This is a genomic window from Nonomuraea sp. NPDC049695, assembly GCF_040674955.1.
In the GTDB taxonomy this organism is placed as follows: domain Bacteria; phylum Actinomycetota; class Actinomycetes; order Streptosporangiales; family Streptosporangiaceae; genus Nonomuraea; species Nonomuraea helvata.
On record NZ_JBFANV010000001.1, the window covers coordinates 431,544 to 447,315 of the forward strand.

17 protein-coding genes, 1 other RNA gene and 1 pseudogene are annotated in these 15,772 nt (G+C 67.7%); 11 read left to right on the top strand and 8 right to left on the bottom strand.

The genetic code is table 11. The annotated features are described in order from the left end of the window. Nucleotides 1-10: 10 nt before the first annotated feature. Nucleotides 11-1,441, bottom strand: coding sequence for an NAD(P)/FAD-dependent oxidoreductase (locus AB0J64_RS01955; protein ID WP_364019043.1), 1,431 nt, complete (start codon nucleotides 1,439-1,441; stop codon nucleotides 11-13). A gap of 94 nt (nucleotides 1,442-1,535) precedes the next feature. Here AB0J64_RS01955 and AB0J64_RS01960 point away from each other — a divergent pair, with 94 nt between their 5' ends. From AB0J64_RS01960 to rnpB, 4 genes are all read left to right on the top strand, one after another. After that, nucleotides 1,536-2,336, top strand: coding sequence for a Nif3-like dinuclear metal center hexameric protein (locus AB0J64_RS01960; RefSeq protein ID WP_364019220.1), 801 nt, complete (start codon nucleotides 1,536-1,538; stop codon nucleotides 2,334-2,336). Nucleotides 2,337-2,338: 2 nt separating this feature from the next. Further along, on the top strand, nucleotides 2,339-3,079 hold the full coding sequence (locus AB0J64_RS01965) for a C4-type zinc ribbon domain-containing protein (RefSeq protein ID WP_364019046.1): 741 nt from the start codon (nucleotides 2,339-2,341) through the stop codon (nucleotides 3,077-3,079). Then, the gene (locus AB0J64_RS01970) at nucleotides 3,076-4,380 is read left to right on the top strand and encodes a bifunctional RNase H/acid phosphatase (protein ID WP_364019049.1); all 1,305 of its coding nucleotides are present in this window, start codon (nucleotides 3,076-3,078) and stop codon (nucleotides 4,378-4,380) included. Before AB0J64_RS01965 ends, AB0J64_RS01970 begins: the two co-directional genes overlap by 4 nt. Nucleotides 4,381-4,406: 26 nt before the next feature. Next, nucleotides 4,407-4,794: RNase P RNA component class A (gene rnpB / locus AB0J64_RS01975), an RNA gene on the top strand. Nucleotides 4,795-4,848: 54 nt separating this feature from the next. Here the strand turns inward: rnpB and AB0J64_RS01980 are convergent. Then, entirely contained in the window at nucleotides 4,849-5,100 is a 252-nt protein-coding gene (locus AB0J64_RS01980) for a tyrosine-type recombinase/integrase (protein ID WP_364019052.1), read from the bottom strand. Nucleotides 5,101-5,354: 254 nt separating this feature from the next. Between AB0J64_RS01980 and AB0J64_RS01985 the strand changes: the two genes are divergently transcribed. Next, the gene (locus AB0J64_RS01985; RefSeq protein WP_364019055.1) at nucleotides 5,355-6,308 is read left to right on the top strand and encodes an IS481 family transposase; all 954 of its coding nucleotides are present in this window, start codon (nucleotides 5,355-5,357) and stop codon (nucleotides 6,306-6,308) included. Nucleotides 6,309-6,895: 587 nt separating this feature from the next. On the opposite strand, the pseudogene AB0J64_RS01990 reads toward AB0J64_RS01985, so the two are convergent. The 3 genes and pseudogenes from AB0J64_RS01990 to AB0J64_RS02000 all read right to left on the bottom strand — a co-directional run. After that, a pseudogene (locus tag AB0J64_RS01990) lies at nucleotides 6,896-7,086 on the bottom strand (transposase); the annotation flags it as partial. Between the two features lie 44 nt (nucleotides 7,087-7,130). Continuing rightward, nucleotides 7,131-8,156 (bottom strand): methyltransferase, encoded by a 1,026-nt coding sequence (locus tag AB0J64_RS01995; RefSeq protein WP_364019058.1) that lies wholly within the window; start codon nucleotides 8,154-8,156, stop codon nucleotides 7,131-7,133. A gap of 378 nt (nucleotides 8,157-8,534) precedes the next feature. After that, nucleotides 8,535-8,687 carry a hypothetical protein gene (locus AB0J64_RS02000; protein WP_364019061.1) on the bottom strand — a complete coding sequence of 51 codons (153 nt, stop codon included), beginning with the start codon at nucleotides 8,685-8,687 and terminating at the stop codon, nucleotides 8,535-8,537. 516 nt (nucleotides 8,688-9,203) lie between these two features. Here AB0J64_RS02000 and AB0J64_RS02005 point away from each other — a divergent pair. Then, a complete protein-coding gene (locus tag AB0J64_RS02005; RefSeq protein ID WP_364019064.1) occupies nucleotides 9,204-9,599 on the top strand; it encodes a MerR family transcriptional regulator in 396 nt (131 codons plus the stop codon). A 148-nt stretch (nucleotides 9,600-9,747) separates the two neighbouring features. Beyond that, nucleotides 9,748-10,629 (top strand): NADP-dependent oxidoreductase, encoded by an 882-nt coding sequence (locus AB0J64_RS02010; protein WP_364019066.1) that lies wholly within the window; start codon nucleotides 9,748-9,750, stop codon nucleotides 10,627-10,629. Nucleotides 10,630-11,001: 372 nt separating this feature from the next. On the opposite strand, the gene AB0J64_RS02015 is transcribed toward AB0J64_RS02010, so the two are convergent. Then, nucleotides 11,002-11,514 (bottom strand): signal peptidase II, encoded by a 513-nt coding sequence (locus AB0J64_RS02015; RefSeq protein WP_364019069.1) that lies wholly within the window; start codon nucleotides 11,512-11,514, stop codon nucleotides 11,002-11,004. 111 nt (nucleotides 11,515-11,625) lie between these two features. After that, nucleotides 11,626-12,381 carry an IS630 family transposase gene (locus AB0J64_RS02020; RefSeq protein WP_364019072.1) on the bottom strand — a complete coding sequence of 252 codons (756 nt, stop codon included), beginning with the start codon at nucleotides 12,379-12,381 and terminating at the stop codon, nucleotides 11,626-11,628. A 299-nt stretch (nucleotides 12,382-12,680) separates the two neighbouring features. On the opposite strand from AB0J64_RS02020, the gene AB0J64_RS02025 reads away from it, so the two are divergent. The 4 genes from AB0J64_RS02025 to AB0J64_RS02040 all read left to right on the top strand — a co-directional run bounded on the left by AB0J64_RS02025 (nucleotide 12,681) and on the right by AB0J64_RS02040 (nucleotide 15,307). Then, on the top strand, nucleotides 12,681-12,845 hold the full coding sequence (locus AB0J64_RS02025) for a hypothetical protein (protein ID WP_175587364.1): 165 nt from the start codon (nucleotides 12,681-12,683) through the stop codon (nucleotides 12,843-12,845). Nucleotides 12,846-13,183: 338 nt separating this feature from the next. Then, the gene (locus AB0J64_RS02030) at nucleotides 13,184-13,405 is read left to right on the top strand and encodes a hypothetical protein (RefSeq protein ID WP_364019075.1); all 222 of its coding nucleotides are present in this window, start codon (nucleotides 13,184-13,186) and stop codon (nucleotides 13,403-13,405) included. Between the two features lie 355 nt (nucleotides 13,406-13,760). Next, nucleotides 13,761-14,273 carry an RNA polymerase sigma factor gene (locus AB0J64_RS02035; protein ID WP_364019078.1) on the top strand — a complete coding sequence of 171 codons (513 nt, stop codon included), beginning with the start codon at nucleotides 13,761-13,763 and terminating at the stop codon, nucleotides 14,271-14,273. Beyond that, nucleotides 14,273-15,307, top strand: coding sequence for a CU044_5270 family protein (locus AB0J64_RS02040; protein WP_364019081.1), 1,035 nt, complete (start codon nucleotides 14,273-14,275; stop codon nucleotides 15,305-15,307). Before AB0J64_RS02035 ends, AB0J64_RS02040 begins: the two co-directional genes overlap by 1 nt. A gap of 15 nt (nucleotides 15,308-15,322) precedes the next feature. Here AB0J64_RS02040 and AB0J64_RS02045 read toward each other — a convergent pair whose 3' ends face one another. Next, nucleotides 15,323-15,715, bottom strand: a complete 393-nt coding sequence (locus tag AB0J64_RS02045; protein WP_364019084.1) for an SSI family serine proteinase inhibitor — start codon at nucleotides 15,713-15,715, stop codon at nucleotides 15,323-15,325. Nucleotides 15,716-15,772 lie beyond the last annotated feature (57 nt).

The window sequence follows — 15,772 nt, forward strand, 5'->3', positions numbered from 1 at the left end:
AAACAGGAGGCTAGACCGGGCGGTAGGCGGGGGCAGGAGGCCTGGAGGTGAGTTTGCGGTAGAGCGTGGTGGTGCCGGGCCAGTTGTTCGTCACGCGGCCCTCCGGCGTCTTGTACCAGCTCCGGCACCCGCCGCCCCACACCATCCGTGTCATCGCCGCGTCGAGCTGCCTGCGCCACGCCGCCATGACCTCGGGGCGCACCTCGATCGGCCCGGTGGCCGACAGGTACGGCAGGCAGGACATGACATGCCTCACCTGGCACTCGATCATGAACACGATGGAGTTGTGGCCGAGGTTCGTGTTGGGGCCGTACAGGAGGAAGAGGTTCGGGAAGTTCGGCATGGATATGCCCAGGTACGCCTCGGACCCGCCCTTCCACTGCTCATCGAGCGTGCGTCCCTCGCGGCCCACGACCTCCATCGGCGCCAGGAACTCGGTGCTCCTGAAGCCGGTGGCGTAAACCGTCGTGTCGACCTCGTACCGGCCCTCGGTGGTCTCGATGCCCTTCGGCGTGATCCGTACGATCCCGTCCGTCACCACATCGACATTGGCCCTGGTCAGCGCCGGATAGAAGGTGCTGTCGATGACGACCCGCTTGCAGCCCGGCGGGTAGCCGGGGGTGAGCTTGGCCCGCAGCGCCGGGTCGGGCACCTGGTCGTGCAGGTGCCGCAGGGCACGTTTCTTGAGCAGTTCCGCGCTCCACCCCTGGGCGAGGGCGGGATAGAGAGTGGCCTCGGCATACCGGTAGATCAACTCGCGGTAGACGCGCTGGAGGCCGGGGACGAAGCGGAACGCGAGCCTGGTCAGCGGCCCGAACGCGGTGTCCGGCTTCGGGATCACCCAGTTGGGCGTGCGCTGGAAGACGTACATATGGCCGGCCTGCTCGGCGACGCGCGGGATGAACTGGGCCGCCGACGACCCGTTCCCGATCACGGCGACGCGCCGGCCGGTGAGGTCGTGATCGTGGTTCCAGCGCGCGGAGTGGAAGGAGACGCCCTCGAAATCCGACATTCCGGGAATGTCGGGGAGGCGGGGGCGGTTGAGCTGGCCCACGCTCATGACCACCACGTCGAACGCCTCGGTACGGCCGCCGCTCGTCACCTGCCACTTCGTGCCGTCGAAGGCGGCCCGCTCGACCTCGGTGCCGAACCGGATTTTTCGCCTGACGTCGTATTTATCAGCGCAATGTTCAAGATATTCAAGAATTTCGGGCTGCTCCGGGTAACGGCGCGTCCAGCTCACGTACTTCTCGAATGAGTACGAGTAGAGATGCGAGGGGATGTCGCACCCTGCCCCCGGATAGCTGTTGTCCCGCCACGTGCCCCCGAGACTGTCGGCCTTCTCGAAGACCGTGTACGAGCGGATCCCGGCGCGTTCGAGCTGGATCGCCATGCACAGCCCGCCGAACCCCGCTCCGATGATCGCCACGCTGGGTGACATGCCGCCCTCCGCAGGTCAGGGTCCACTTACAGTACGCCGAACGCCGTTCCGACGACACCCTCCCCCAGGCCGATAGTCTGCGCACGTGGCTGCTGTGACGTTGACGAACGTGATCGAGGTGCTGGAGGCGGCCTACCCGCCCGCCCGGGCCGAGTCGTGGGACGCCGTGGGGCTGGTGAGCGGAGACCCGGCGCAGGAGGTGCGGCGGGTGCTGTTCGCGGTCGACCCGGTCGCGGCCGTGGCCGACGAGGCCCTGGAGTGGGAGGCCGACGTGATCGTCACCCACCACCCGCTCTACCTGCGCGGCACCACCAGCGTGGCCGCGACCACGCCCAAGGGCCGCCTGATCCACACCCTGATAAAGAACGACATCGCCCTCTACACCGCCCACACCAATGCCGACGTGGCCAACCCCGGCGTGTCCGACGCCCTGGCCCGAACCGTCGGCCTGGTCGACGACCTGGTGCCGCTCCAGCCGTTCCCCGACGACCCGTGGCGCGGGCTGGGCCGCATCGGCGAGCTGCCCTCGGAGATGACGCTGGGCGAGTTCGCCGCGCAGGCGGCCAAGGGCCTGCCCCGCACGTCAGGGGGCATCCGTGTGGCGGGCGACCTGTCCCGCCCCGTCACGCGCGTGGCGGTCAGCGGAGGCGCGGGCGATTCGCTCCTCGGTACGGCGAAGGCCGCGGGGGTCGATGTGTTCCTCACGGCGGACCTACGGCATCATCCGGCGAGTGAGTTCGTGGAATCGGGCGGGCCCGCGCTGATCGACGCCGCGCACTGGGCGACGGAGTGGCCCTGGCTGGAGAGCGCGGCGTCCATCCTGCGCTCCAGTGGCGTTACCGTTGAAACGCGTGTCTCCGCCACGGTCACCGATGCTTGGACAAGAGGATATTGATCATGAAAGCAGCCCCTGAGGCCCAGAAGAGACTGCTCGACCTGGCAGAGCTCGACTCCGTGATTGATCGGCTGGCGCACCGCCGCCGCACCCTGCCCGAGCTTGCCGAGATCGACGAGCGGTCCAAGTCGTTCGCCAGACTCGCCACGCAGGTGATCGAGGCCGAGACCGAGGCCGGCGACCTGGCGCGCGAGCAGGCCAAGGCCGAGAGCGACGTCGACGCCGTGCGCACCCGTGCCGACCGTGACCAGAAGCGCCTCGACTCCGGCGCCGTGACCTCGCCGCGCGACCTGGCCGGCCTGCAGTCGGAGATCGCCTCGCTGCACAAGCGCCAGGGAGACCTGGAAGAGGTCGTTCTGGAGATCATGGAGCGCAAGGAGGCGGCCGACACCAAGGTCACCGACCTGGTCGCCCAGCGCGACGAGATCGCCGCCGCCCTCGCCACCGCCGAGGCCCGCCGCGACGAGGCGCTCAAGGAGATCGACAAGGAGTCGGGCGAGGTCCAGGGCCGCCGCGCCACCGCCGCCGCCGACATCCCCGCCGACCTCCTGGGGCTCTACGAGAAGCTCAAGGGCCAGTACGGCGTGGGCGCCGCGATGCTGCGCGGCGGCCGGTGCCAGGGCTGCAAGGTGGCCCTGTCCATCGCCGAGATGAACCGCATCAAGGCCGCGCCCCACGACGAGGTGCTCCGTTGCGACGAGTGCCGCCGCATCCTCGTACGTACGGCAGAGTCAGGGCTGTGACCTCCTACATCATCGAGGCGGACGGCGGCTCGCGCGGCAACCCGGGGCCCGCCGGCTACGGCGCGGTGGTCAAGGACGCCTCCGACGGACAGGTTCTGGCGGAGGCGGCCGAGGCCATCGGCGTCACGACCAACAACGTCGCCGAATACCGCGGCCTGATCGCCGGCCTCCAGGCCGCGCTCCGGCTGGGCGGCGAGGGGGCGTCGGTCGCCGTCCGGATGGACTCGAAGCTGGTCGTCGAGCAGATGGCGGGCCGCTGGAAGATCAAGAACGAGGGGCTGCGCCCGCTCGCCATGGAGGCCGGGTCGCTGGTCAGGCGGCTGCGCGTGACGGAGTGGACCTGGATCCCCCGCGAGCGCAACAAGCACGCCGACCGCCTGGCCAACGAGGCCATGGACGCCGCCGCCAAGGGGCTGACCTGGAAGGCCGGGGGGACGACCGAGCCGGGCGCACTTGGGGACACACCGGCCCGATCGGGGGCCTCAGGGGCAGAGGGGCCGGCTGTGAAGGCCTCTGGGGCGACGGCCCGCTCCGCCGCCGCGTCCCCTCCGCGCGTCGCCCAGCAGACGGACCTCCTCGACGCGGGGAGCGCCATTTCCGAAATATCCGCCCCCGCCGCCTCCATCGCCGCTGCCCAGCAGCGCACCGGCAAGGGCACCGGCTGGCGCCCTCCCACCCGCGTGGCCACGTCACTGCTCCTGCTCCGGCACGGCGAGACCGAGCTCTCCCTCGAACGCAGGTTCTCGGGCAGGGGCGAGGTCGAGCTCACGCCCAACGGCCTGGCCCAGGCGGCGGCCGCCGCCGAGAGGCTGTCGCGCGAGCCGTACCGACCGGATGTGATCGTCTCCTCGCCGCTCAAGCGCGCCAGGCAGACCGCGGAGGCGGTCGCCCAGCGGACCGGGCTCGACGTCGAGGTGGACGAAGATCTCAGGGAGCTCGATTTCGGCGCCTGGGAAGGCCAGACGTTCACGGAGGTGCAGCGCCGCTGGCCGGCCGAGCTCGCCGCCTGGCTCGCCGACCCCGAGACCGCGCCACCGGGCGGCGAGAGCTTCGCCTCGGCCGCCCGCCGCGTCCAGGCTGCGGGAGAGCGGCTGATCGAGCGGTACGAGGGCAAGACCGTCCTCGCGGTCTCGCACGTGACGCCCATCAAGATGCTGCTGAGACTGGCCCTCATGGCCCCTCTGGAGTCCCTCTACCGCATGCACCTCGACCTGGCGTGCCTGTCGCTGATCGAGTACTACGCGGACGGCCCGGCCGTGGTGAAGTCGTTCAACGACACTGGGCACTTGCGCCGGGGATAACGTAGGTCTTGATACAGTTTTGCAGACGAGTCGGCCGGGCGACCGCGTCGGGCCTCACGGCCCGCCGAGGAAGGTCCGGGCTCCACAGGGCAGGGTGGTCGGTAACGCCGACCCGGGGTGACCCGCGGGACAGTGCCACAGAAAGCAGACCGCCTCCCGGTTGACGGGAGGTAAGGGTGAAAGGGTGGTGTAAGAGACCACCAGCGCCCACGGCGACGTGGGCGGCTAGGTAAACCCCACCCGGAGCAAGGTCAAGAAGGGACGCTCTCCGGAGCGTCCCGCGCGCGACGTTCGAGGGCTGCCCGCCCGAGCCGCGCGGGTAGACCGCTCGAGGCCGCCGGCAACGGCGGCCCTAGATGGATGGTCGCCCCTTCTCACGAAGGACAGAACCCGGCCTACAGGCCGACTCGTCGCCCGTTCCCTCTCTGACCTGGGAGGGAACGGGCACCCTCCAAGATCAGGGCACGCTCAGGGCACATCCAGTGATGATCCAAACGCCCTGTCGAGCGCTTCTCTGGCCCTGGCGGAGGCTTCAGGGACGAGGTGGCCGTACAGGTCCACGGTGGTCGTGATCGACTCATGGCCGAGCCACTTGGAGACTTCCGAGATCGGGACGCCGGAAGCAAGAGCTGTGCTGGCGAAGGTGTGACGCAGGTCGTGATAGGTCGTGTCGGGCATCAACACCGAGCGTTCCACCGCGTAGATCAAGTCAGCGACCATGTACGGAAGCTCTACGAGGATCTGACCGCCCTGAGGTCGCAAGTAGCCGTGCGCATCTATGAGACCGAGAAGTCCAGTTTTTTGGCGTCCTAGCTAAGCGATGGGGCGTCAGCAAGACCCGCGCTGCCCAGATCATCCGTGCAGCTCGACCTCGAAACCGGGACAGCGAGACCGCTGAGGAAGCCCTGCACGAAGCGTCTAAAACTGACGATCATCGTTGACACCTGGGTCTCCGACCGACTACGGAGATCCACATGTCTCAGCCCAGCCCCCCGCTCGATCGTGAGGCCAAGCGGCGCCTGGCGGTTATCCGGCACGTCGAGGAGGTCACCGGCAACGTCGCGATGACGTGCCGGTATTTCGGCATCAGCCGGCAGGCCTACTACATCTGGTACCGGCGCTATCAAGCCGAGGGCATCGACGGCCTGCGCACACGGTCCAAGCGGCCCAAGACCAGCCCCAACGCCACCCACGTCGAGGTCGTCGGGAAGATCATCTATCTGCGGAAGAACTACCACTTCGGACCCGAGAAGATCGCGATGTACCTGAAGCGGTACCACGACGTCACCATCAGCAAGTCGGGCGTGTGGCGCATCCTCAAGCGGCTGGACATGGGCCGGCTGCCAGCCTCACAGCGCTACAAGCGGCACGACCGGCGCTGGAAGCGGTATGAGAAGCAGCTGCCCGGCCACCGCGTCCAGATCGATGTGAAGTTCATCGAGCCCATCGCCGGCGTCACCGGCCGGCGTGGCGGGCGCAACAAGTACTACCAGTTCACCGCCATCGACGACTGCACCCGGCTGCGCGTGCTGCGCATCTATCCCCAGCTCAACCAGAAGACCGCCATCCAGTTCCTCGACTACGTGCTGTCTCGGCTGCCGTTCCAGGTCGAGGTCATCCAGACCGACAACGGCGCCGAGTTCCAATCGGCCTTCCACTGGCATGTCCTGGACAAGGGCATCGCCCATACCTACATCAAGCCCCGCACCCCGCGGCTGAATGGGAAGGTCGAGCGCTCACACCGCATCGACGCCGAAGAGTTCTACAGCATGCTCGACGGCGTGGTGATCGACGATGCCGAGGTGTTCAACGACAAACTCCGCGAATGGGAGGACTACTACAACTACGATCGACCCCACGGCGGCCTCGGTGGCCAAACCCCCTACGAACGCCTCAAGCAGAAGACTCAAGCTCAGACCCAGGCGTAAACGATCAACGTCGGTCGCACAGCGCTGCACGAAGCGCCTCTGTGAGAACTTTCTGTACGTCTTCAAGGCGGCCCTAACCGGGCCGCACGCGCCGCCGTCTCGGCAACGCCGCCGCCTCCCGCTGGCGCTCCCGGCGGTCGGCTAAAACCACGCCGGACGGCTGGCGCGGACGAGTGAAGTGGGGGGCCGCCGTGCGACGGTACAGATCTCGTGTCAGGGCGGCGGGGGGCCAAGGTGGACCAGCGGCCGTACCTCACCGGTGCGTGGTTGGTGCCTCCGGCGGGGGGGCGCTCCAGCTCCGGGATGGCCTCGAACATGCGTACGGGTTGTGGGATAGCTGGGAACCATCCCGTCTGCCATCGACCCCAGGCAAGCCCAGCAGACCGCCTCCTCCGCCGCAAGCCCGGCTGTGACCGTTGGCATCCAATGACCCTGGAAGATGCACAGGCGAAGGGACACGTCAAGCCGGGCTTCCACCTCCGTCGCCGGCCCGCTGCCGCTCCGCGGTGCGGCACTTGTGATCTATGTGCTGGTGGCCGGGTCGGAGCGGCGGCGGTGGTGGTGATACCCGCACGCAGCGCCGCGGCGATCATCTGCAACGCCAGTTGCGGCTTGGTCGCGAACTCGATACCGGCGGGGATACCGGCGGCCGCACACCGGCCCGGTCGGCGACCCAGGACCGCGGCAGGTAAAGCCGGACATCCAGCAGCGCCCGACCGGCCGCGCAGGCGTAGCCGAGGAACACCCCGATCTGGCTGTTTTCGACCCTCCCAAGGGATCGGCCAGGATCCCGCTCGACGCGGACCCGAAATCAGTGCCCGGTCAGGCACACACCGCCTCGAGGATCGACACATCTGATGTCGTCGCAACGACCCGCTCGAGCCGGAAACCGCAGGTCTGCAACAGCGACTCGTGTTCGCTGTGGGTGCGTTGCCTGCCCCCGGTGTGGATGAGCATCATGATGTCCATGGCTTTAGACCAGTCGGGCCCAGGGTCGTCGGGGATGACGCTCTCCACCAACAACAGCCGCGCATGCGGCGGAGCGGCCTTCCGTACGGCAGCCAGGATCGCCGTGGCCCGCTCGACGTCCCAGTCGTGGATCACGTCCATGAGCATGTAGGTGTCGCAGACCGGCAGCGGGTCCTTGAAGAAGTCGCCAGCTTGCAGCGTGAGCCGATCGGAGGCGATCTCCGCGGCACGCTCGATCACCGGTGGCAGGTCGAAAAGGATGCCCGTGGTTCGCTCGGCCGCGTCCACCACCGCCTGCAGTAGGTGTCCTTGGCCGCCGCCGATGTCGGCGATCGTTGCGCAGTCCGAGAAGTCGTAGGCGGCCAGGACACTCGCGACCTGGATACGCGCCTTTGAGACCATCGCGGCGTCGAAGACCCGGCCCGCCTCGGGATCACTCTGAAGGATGGCGAAGAACCCGTCCGGATTCAGCTTGTTCGTGGCCGGGAGTCCAGTCTGGAGTGAGTAGTCGAAGTAACCCAGTTGCTTTGCAGTACGTTCGGTTCCGAATGTTGCCACGAAGTCACGCCAAGACTGGGGATGGTCGGAACGGAGCATTCGCGACGCGCCGGTGTGGGTGAAGCGGTCGTCGCTGGCCGCGAAGACGCCATGGGCAGCGAGGAGGCGAAGCACACGGCTGAGGGCCTCGGGATTCGCCCCGGTAACTTCGGCCAGCTCCTGGGCCGTCCGCGGCGTGTCGTCGAGCGCGTCGGCGACGCTGAACCTGGCCACGGAGGCCAGACAGTGCCCGACAAACAGGCCCCCGAGCGCCGCGGTCAGTGTGTCGAAGGGCCCCGTCTGTCGATCGAGCGCGGCGTGGTGGTCATCACTGGCGGCCATGAAACGCCTCCGATTTGTCCCCGGCACGTGGACGGCGCAATCGTCGTCGCAATCATTGTGCGAGCCGTAAGGCTCTGGACTCGATGGATCGGCCCGATCTCACACGTGAACCAATGTCAATCGATCAACACGCTGCAAGTCTGGTTCGAGTCCTATCGTGAGACTCCAGACGACGCAGCTTCTCCGCAGGGCGCAGCCAGGGCACATCGCACCGCAAGATGACGTCAGACAACGACAAGTAACCACGGCGTTTCTGCAGGTCAGGCAGCCCTTCGCATGCTTTGCCACAGGTCACGATCATGCCGGATTAGAACCCGGCCTACAGGCCGACTCGTCACCCATCCCTGGTGTCTACCAGCGAGAACAGTCTCCCGAAGGTCAGGCGGACTGCTCTCGTGTCATCAATGTGTCAACAGAGCCGATCTCGGACGCGCCCAACGCGTCATCGAACGCGCTCCTGGTCACCTCTTCCGACTCGGGGTAGAGGTGGCCGTACGTGTCCATCGTCTCCGTGATCGGCGCATGCCCCATGCGGGCCTGGATGACCAGGGGGAGACGTTCTTGGCGATCAGCAGCGAGGCGAAGGTGTCCGTCGTCCGCTCCAGGCCCACCTTGAGCGAGCTAGTGGCTCGTCTCGCTTCGTTGACCGAGTAATCGACGTGCCGCCCGGCGGCCAGCAGACTATCTCGCCGAGCCGAAGAAGCTCCGCTACCGGCTGCTGCCTGCAGCCGCTCGCATCACCCGGGGCGGTCGCCGCTTCCATCTGCGCATCTCCGCAACCTGGCCTGGTTGCGACCGTGAGAAGCGGCAACGTTTGTGCGTCGGTTTGAGCGACGGCTCCGGGGTTCGCGGGGGTGGTGATGTCGATGAGATTCAGCGACGGTGGGGTGGTGCCGGCGTACTGAGAAAAGTGCTCAGGCGCGTACAGACGAACGTGCTCAGTCGTGGGACCGGGACGACAACCCTGCGGCCGTGGCGGTGTCCGCGAGCGTCCATGACTCGCCGGAGGGGTCTGAACCTGGAGTACGCGGGCGTAGGCTCTCAGGGATGCGGATCGGCGAACTGTCCAAGCGCACGGGCGTGAGTCCGCGCTCACTGCGGTACTACGAAGAGCAGGGCCTGCTGACCAGCTCACGCTCCGACGCGGGGCAGCGTCACTATCCCGATGCTGCGGTCCAGCGCGTGTCGCTCATCCGACAGCTGTTCGACGCGGGTATGTCCAGCCGGGTGATCGCGACTGTGCTGCCGTGTGTGGACGTCCCGGGTGACCTGGGTGTCGCCGAGGAGACGTTCACGGCGATGATGCGCGAGCGCGACCGGATCGATGCCGACATCGCGCACCTGATCGAGACCCGGGATGCACTCGACGTGCTGATCAAGGCCAACAGCCGGCACCGGGCGGAGCTGTCCACGACCTTGGAACCGGTGGCACAGTCGGCCTGATGCTGTGACCTGCACCACAGTCGGTTGCCCCTGACATCGGTGTGAGCGGTGAGGATGGCGACAGAGCCCGGAACCACCGGGTCGGTTACCCGGGAGGCGGCAGAAGATGGGGCAGGCGTGGGGTTTCGGTAGGTTTGGCGGGCCCGAGGTGCAGGAGTTCTTCGATCGTCCCGATCCCGTCCCTGGTCGCGGGGAGGTGCTGATCCGGGTCACCGTGGTCGGCGTGAACCCCCTCGACCACCTTGTGCGTTCGGGTCTGGTCCCCGGGCTCGACGGCGGGCGTCCGTTTCCCCGCGTGCTGGGCATGGAGGCAGCGGGAACCGTTCTCGCCCGGGGTGAGGACGTCGACGGGCTCGAGGTGGGTGACGCGGTCTTCGGCTTCGCACTCACTGGTGGCGGCACCTACGCCGAGACGACGGTGCTGTCCGCGCAGAACACCGCGCGCATCCCGGTGGGTCTGTCCGCGACCGTGGCGGCAACGCTGCCAGTGGCCGGGACGACCGCGGTGGATGCGCTCGACCAGCTCAGCCTCCCGGCCGGTGCCACGGTCCTGGTCAACGGGGTCGGGGGCGGGGTCGGCCTCGCCGTCGCCCGGCTGGCCGTCGGGCGCGGGCTGCGTGTGATCGGTACCGGGAGTACCGCCAAACGCGAGCACGCCGAAGCCATCGGGGTGCGGTTCATCGACTACGCCGCCGGAGACGTCGTCGCCGCAGCACGCGAGCTGGTTCCAGACGGCTTCGACGGGATCGTCGACCTGGTCGGAGGCGCCTCGCTGCGGACGGTCGCTCCGCTGGCCCGGGATCCCCGCAACGTCATCGCCGTGGGTGATATGTCTGTGCCCGATCTCGGTGGGCGTTTCGTCGAGCGTCGCCTCGACCGCGAGAACCTGGAGCGGTCCGCCCGGCTGGCCCTCGACGGAGTTCTCGAACCCGTGATCACCGCGGTCCACCCGCTCTCCGACGCCCCGGCCGCCCTCGCCACTGTCGAGAACGGTCACACCTCGGGCAAGGTTGTCATCAAGGTGGCATGAGAAGTGCCCCTCACGGTGGGTGACACAGCAGATACTCTCACCGCAAGCCCCGGAGCGTTGCTGAAACTCATCAACACAGCAACCCGACGATCAGCGGCGTTGCCCAAACTCATCGACAAACGTTGCTGCTAGACGCGGACGAAACCACTGGCCCTGGCGAAACGAGCTGACCAGCGCATTCGTAGGCCTCACAGCCCTGCCCCGGCCAGCCACCTGAAGCATGACAGCGCCCCTGCCCGCCCACCACCCGAGGAACCCTGGAGAACCCGACCCGCGCGTCGGGCCACGGCCATGCCTGCCGACGAAAAGCAACCGAACCACCACTGCACACCAGCTCAGACCGGCTCAGCCACTCGAAGCGAAACAGGGAGGCTAGGCGGATTCTTCGCCCGGCACCTTAGCGAGTTGCACACCACGCAGGCTGAGCAGCACCAATCCAGCGCACCCGCAGACGAGCGCGATGTCGGCGACGTTACCCACGAATGGGCCGTAGTCGATGAAGTCCACAACATGCCCGCGGCCCAGGCCGGGCTCGCGGAAGAGTCGGTCGCCCAGGTGGGATACCGCACCGCCGAGCAGCACGCCCAGCACGAGCGCCCAGCCCGCCGAGGCCAGTCGGCGTGCGGTGTAGAGAATGCCGACCACTGCCGCTGCCGTTGCCAGGGTGAACACCCATGTCGCCTCGATGCCTATGGAGAACGCGGCGCCAGGGTTGTACAGCAGCCGGAAGTAGATCAGAGGCGGGATCACGGCGACGCGCTCGCTGTCGGACAGCGCGGAGACCGCCCACAGTTTGGTGAGCTGGTCCGCGAGCAGGACTACCGCCGCCAGTATGAGCATCACGCCGTACAGTCGGCTTGAACCCCGCGCCAACCGCATCATCATGGCCTCCGTGCGTAGCGATATCCGAACCAAGATTCCCTGAGACTATCGGCCCCTTCGCCGTGGCAAGGCGCACGTTGCCGCGGTGGGGCAATCGGCTGAGCTCGTGGCTTGTCAGGCAGCCTTGGCCGGGTATTCGGTCCACTGACGGATCGATGACTCGGGCGCGAAGCGGGGCTTCGGCTCGGCCCGGCTGTTCCGCCAGCGGATGTAGGCGGCGATGGCGGCGTTCTGCTCGTCGTGGGTGCGATGATCGGTGCCGTTCAGCGCGAAGTAGCGCAGGGCTGCGAACTCGGATTCGATCCAGTTCAGCCAGGATCCGTAGGTCGGCAGGAAGACCAGCTCGACGTCGTTGTCGGCGGCCCAGGCGCGTACCTCGGCGTGCCGGTGCGGGGAGAAGTTGTCGAGCACGATGTAGAGCTTCTCCCCAGGCCAGCGCTCTCGCAGGGCCTTGAGCAGGCCGAGGAACTCGCGCCACCGTTTGCGCTTGCGGATCCGGTAGTAGATCTTGCCGGTGGCCAGGTCGAGGGCGGCGAGCATGTGCATCACCCCGCCGTAACGGTTGTAGGTCGCCCGCAGGCGGCGGGGCCTGCCGGCCGGGCGCCAGGCCTTGCCTTTGCGCGGCTGGAGGTTCAGCGGGCCGAACTCATCGACGGATATCACCCGGCAGTCGGTGGGCGGAGTGTCGTATAAGGCCAGGATCCGGTTCATCTTGGCGATGAAGTCCGGGTCGGTGGAGGCTTTCCAGGTGGTCGTGGTCTGCCAGGAGACCTTGCCCTGACCCGCTGCAGCCTGCGGCCCTCCTCCATGCTGACCGGCCGGACGAACACACTCGGTCGACGCCCCACGACCACCTCCAAGATCGATCACTGGAGATAGTCTGCTGGCCGCCGGGCGGCACGTCGATTACTCGGTCAACGATGCGAGACGAGCCACTAGTTCTGTATCACAGCTGCCACGCCAGTCTCCCTGTCTGTCGCGAACCACAGAGCCTCACGACGTGGGCCGCGGTGCATGAGGCAGTTACAGGCGCGTGTCCGTGCTCGCCTGGTACGCACGGAAACCGGTCGGCGTCATCCCCCCAATTCTGGGGATACGCACGCTCTGCGTCCCGTCCGACACTGACGGTGGCCGGACAGCACACCGGTCGCGACAACACAGGAGGAGACATGGCGCCGACGACGCAGCAGGACAACTGGCGGTTCTGCAACAAGTGCTACTGCCTCTGGTGGAACGGCCGGCCCGACAACGGCCACTGCGCCGGGGGTGGTGCGCACGAGGGACACGGGAGCTGGAACTTCTACCTCCCGGCAAACCCGGCCGAGCACATCTAGCGTCCATGATCGGCCGCGGACAGTAGCCGGCCGCCCACGCTACTCTCCGCGGCCATGTCTGAGATCACCATCAAACGTCGCCGTACACCGTGCCGGGAATGGCGTCCCCCCGGATCGGCGTCGGTCAGATCTCCTTTGGTTACGATCATCGGCTCGGGTGCTCGTCGTGGCGGATTGGCATTCGACACGTGAAAGTTTCAGAGATCTCGAAAGCGTAGGGAGATCTCTGACAAGCTCACGATTCTGTGAGAGCGCCGCGGGAACTCCGGGGCTCGTCGGAGGCGGGCCGCGCTGTCATGATTTCCGGGATGTCCGTCGCGAATCCCGAAGGAGAGTCAATGGGCAAAGCTCGATCGTTGGCCGTCACCGCGGCGTTGGCCGCTGGTCTGACACTATCGGTGGGGACCGCTCCTGCTCAGGCCGACAGCATCAGGTACGTCTACTACCTGTACTCCGACTGCCTCAATGGGGGGAACCTCGGCATCCAGTGGGGATGGTGGACCTCCTACAACTGTGTCTACACGGAAGCCTATGGGTCGAAATGGGCGTTGTGGGCCTGACCGTTCGCTGACGGTATTCCTTTCGCGCACTATCCGCAATTAGAGCCGAGCCCGGACGCTCTCGGTGGGTCGGATTGTTTCCGTCGCACGTCGAGTGGCGTCCGGTGCGGTGGCGATATTCAGAGTTCCTTGTCTCCAGGTTTATTCGGCGCGTCCTGCGCGAATTTCCCCGCGATCTCGTCCAGGCGTTCAGCGCCCATCGGAGTGAGCTGGTGTTCGACGTGTGGCGGCACGGCCTGGCACCTCGTGCGTGACAGGGTTCGCAGCCCTCATAGCATCACATTGGGCGAAATTCGCGGCAGGAACGGCTCCCGGCGGGCAAGCAGAGGTGTCCACCTCATTCGGGAGTCCTTGAGTGATCACTGCCCCTGACGCGTTCGAAGCGGTCTTCGACGCCCACTACGAGGAGATCCGCCGCTACATCGGCCGCCGGGTCGGCCTCGACGTGGCCGAGGATCTCGCGGCCGAGACCTTTCTGATCGCGTTCGACCGGCGCGAGAGGTTCGACCCCTCGTTCGGCGAGGTCAAACCCTGGTTGTACGGCATCGCCACCAACCTGATCGGGCGGCACCGGCGTGCGGAGCTGCGCCGCTACCGGGCGCTGGCGAGGACGGGACCGCCTCCTGACGACGACGGGCTCGACCAGCAGGTGGTCGACCGGCTCACGGCCGGGGTGACGGTGGAGCGGCTGGCGAAGGCGCCGGCCAGGCTCTCGGCCGGAGAACGGGACGTGGTGCTGCTGGTGGCGTACGGCGATCTGGGTTACGCCGAGGTCGCCAGCGCGTTGCGGGTCGCCGAGGGGACCGTCGCCTCGCGGCTGAGCAGGGCCAGGACCAAGTTGCGTGGCGCGTTGGGGATGGAGGCGTGATGAAGGAGTTCGAGTTCATCGACCGGGTGATGCCGGATGTCCCGCCGCCCTCTCCCGCGCAGGTCGCCGCGGTGCGGGCCCGGCTCACGGAGGCCGTCGCCACCCGTCGCACGGCTCCGGCGGTACGCGCACGCGGCTGGAGGGGCATCGTGCTCGTCGCGGCGGCCGTCGCTCTCGTGATCGCCGCGGTCGTGGTCATGGTGCCCAGATCGAGCCCAACGCCGGTCGCGTCCACCCCCGAACGGCTCCTCGACCTGGCCGCCGCCAGGCTGGCGGCTCAGCCGCAGGGTGCCGGACGCTACTGGCGGCTGGAGATCGAGGAGATCACCCGGGGGAAGGGCGAGGGCGGTTACGTCGTCGAGGAACGCGGCCGGGACGTGCTGGCCCTCGGGCGCGACAACACCGGGTACACCTGGTACGAATCCGCCTCCGCCAAGCCGTACAGCACCGAGGACACCGAGGCCTGGAAGCGGTCGGGCTCCCCGCGGCTCTGCCCGGCCCGAGGCTGCGACAAGAACCTGCGTTTCTACCCGCGCCGCGACCCGGAGCAGATGCTGGTCCTGGCGGAAGGCTGGGAGCCGACCGTGAAGGAGCTGCTCGCGCTCCCGCGGAAGGCGAAGGCGCTCAAGACCGAGCTCCTGCGACACCGTTCCGCCCATTCCACGATCAGCCCGGACGACTGGGTGATGCAGGTGGGTGCCCGGCTCGTCCGGGATGTGCCGGCCACCCCGGGCACCCGGGCGGCGGTCTACCGCATGCTGGCCACCATGCCCGGCGTCGGCGTGCTCGACGACGTCCGCGATCCGATGGGGCGCGAAGGGGTGGCCTTGCAGCTCCCCACCCGCGGGGCTGACCGCGTCCAGCTCGTCATCGACCCCCGGAGCGGCGAGTTGCTCGCGGTGCAGCACATGGCGCCCATGCCCGGCCTCCCGCAGGGCGTGCCGTGGTCCGCCTCGGTCGTCAGGAAGGCCGGTTGGAGCGATGCCCGACCCGTGCCGCCGCCCGGCTGCAAGGGCTGCGCAGGCAGGCACTGAGCGGGGGCTGTACGCCTACACGAGGGGGCCGAGCTTCCGCTCCGCGACGCAGCTGTTGGAGAACTGCCGGTGGAACGAGATGTCCTCGCCGTGCCAGTGGCCGGCGATGTCGACCGTCACCGGGTCCCAGATCATCGGGCACGGCCCGGGATCCACGTCGAGGTCCTCGACGTGCCCGTCCACCTCGCGCAGCGCGTCGCACGCCTCCACCGGTCGCGGATGCAGGCCCCCGTCCGGATCGCAGGTGAGGGTTCTCGCGTACTCGCCGCCCGACGCCGGTCTGACGGTGATGAACAGCTCCGCGCCCGGCTCGTCGTCGTCGGCGGTGGCGGGGAGCGGGGCGAGGAACGGCGTCGCGCACAGTCCGAGCACGGCCAGTCCGCGAGCGGCGGTGAGCACGAGCGTCATGGGAACCTCCGAGGTCAACGGATATCCGAATGACTACTGAGAGTAGTCGCCAGGGCA

Bases quoted from the DNA above. Each gene is read 5' to 3' on its own strand.
- AB0J64_RS01955 (WP_364019043.1), bottom strand. From the start codon at position 1,441: ATGTCACCCAGCGTGGCGATCATCGGAGCGGGGTTCGGCGGGCTGTGC.
- AB0J64_RS01965 (WP_364019046.1), top strand. From the start codon at position 2,339: ATGAAAGCAGCCCCTGAGGCCCAGAAGAGACTGCTCGACCTGGCAGAG.
- AB0J64_RS01980 (WP_364019052.1), bottom strand. From the start codon at position 5,100: ATGGTCGCTGACTTGATCTACGCGGTGGAACGCTCGGTGTTGATGCCC.
- AB0J64_RS01985 (WP_364019055.1), top strand. From the start codon at position 5,355: ATGTCTCAGCCCAGCCCCCCGCTCGATCGTGAGGCCAAGCGGCGCCTG.
- AB0J64_RS01995 (WP_364019058.1), bottom strand. From the start codon at position 8,156: ATGGCCGCCAGTGATGACCACCACGCCGCGCTCGATCGACAGACGGGG.
- AB0J64_RS02000 (WP_364019061.1), bottom strand. From the start codon at position 8,687: ATGGGGCATGCGCCGATCACGGAGACGATGGACACGTACGGCCACCTC.
- AB0J64_RS02005 (WP_364019064.1), top strand. From the start codon at position 9,204: ATGCGGATCGGCGAACTGTCCAAGCGCACGGGCGTGAGTCCGCGCTCA.
- AB0J64_RS02015 (WP_364019069.1), bottom strand. From the start codon at position 11,514: ATGATGATGCGGTTGGCGCGGGGTTCAAGCCGACTGTACGGCGTGATG.
- AB0J64_RS02025 (WP_175587364.1), top strand. From the start codon at position 12,681: ATGGCGCCGACGACGCAGCAGGACAACTGGCGGTTCTGCAACAAGTGC.
- AB0J64_RS02030 (WP_364019075.1), top strand. From the start codon at position 13,184: ATGGGCAAAGCTCGATCGTTGGCCGTCACCGCGGCGTTGGCCGCTGGT.
- AB0J64_RS02040 (WP_364019081.1), top strand. From the start codon at position 14,273: ATGAAGGAGTTCGAGTTCATCGACCGGGTGATGCCGGATGTCCCGCCG.
- AB0J64_RS02045 (WP_364019084.1), bottom strand. From the start codon at position 15,715: ATGACGCTCGTGCTCACCGCCGCTCGCGGACTGGCCGTGCTCGGACTG.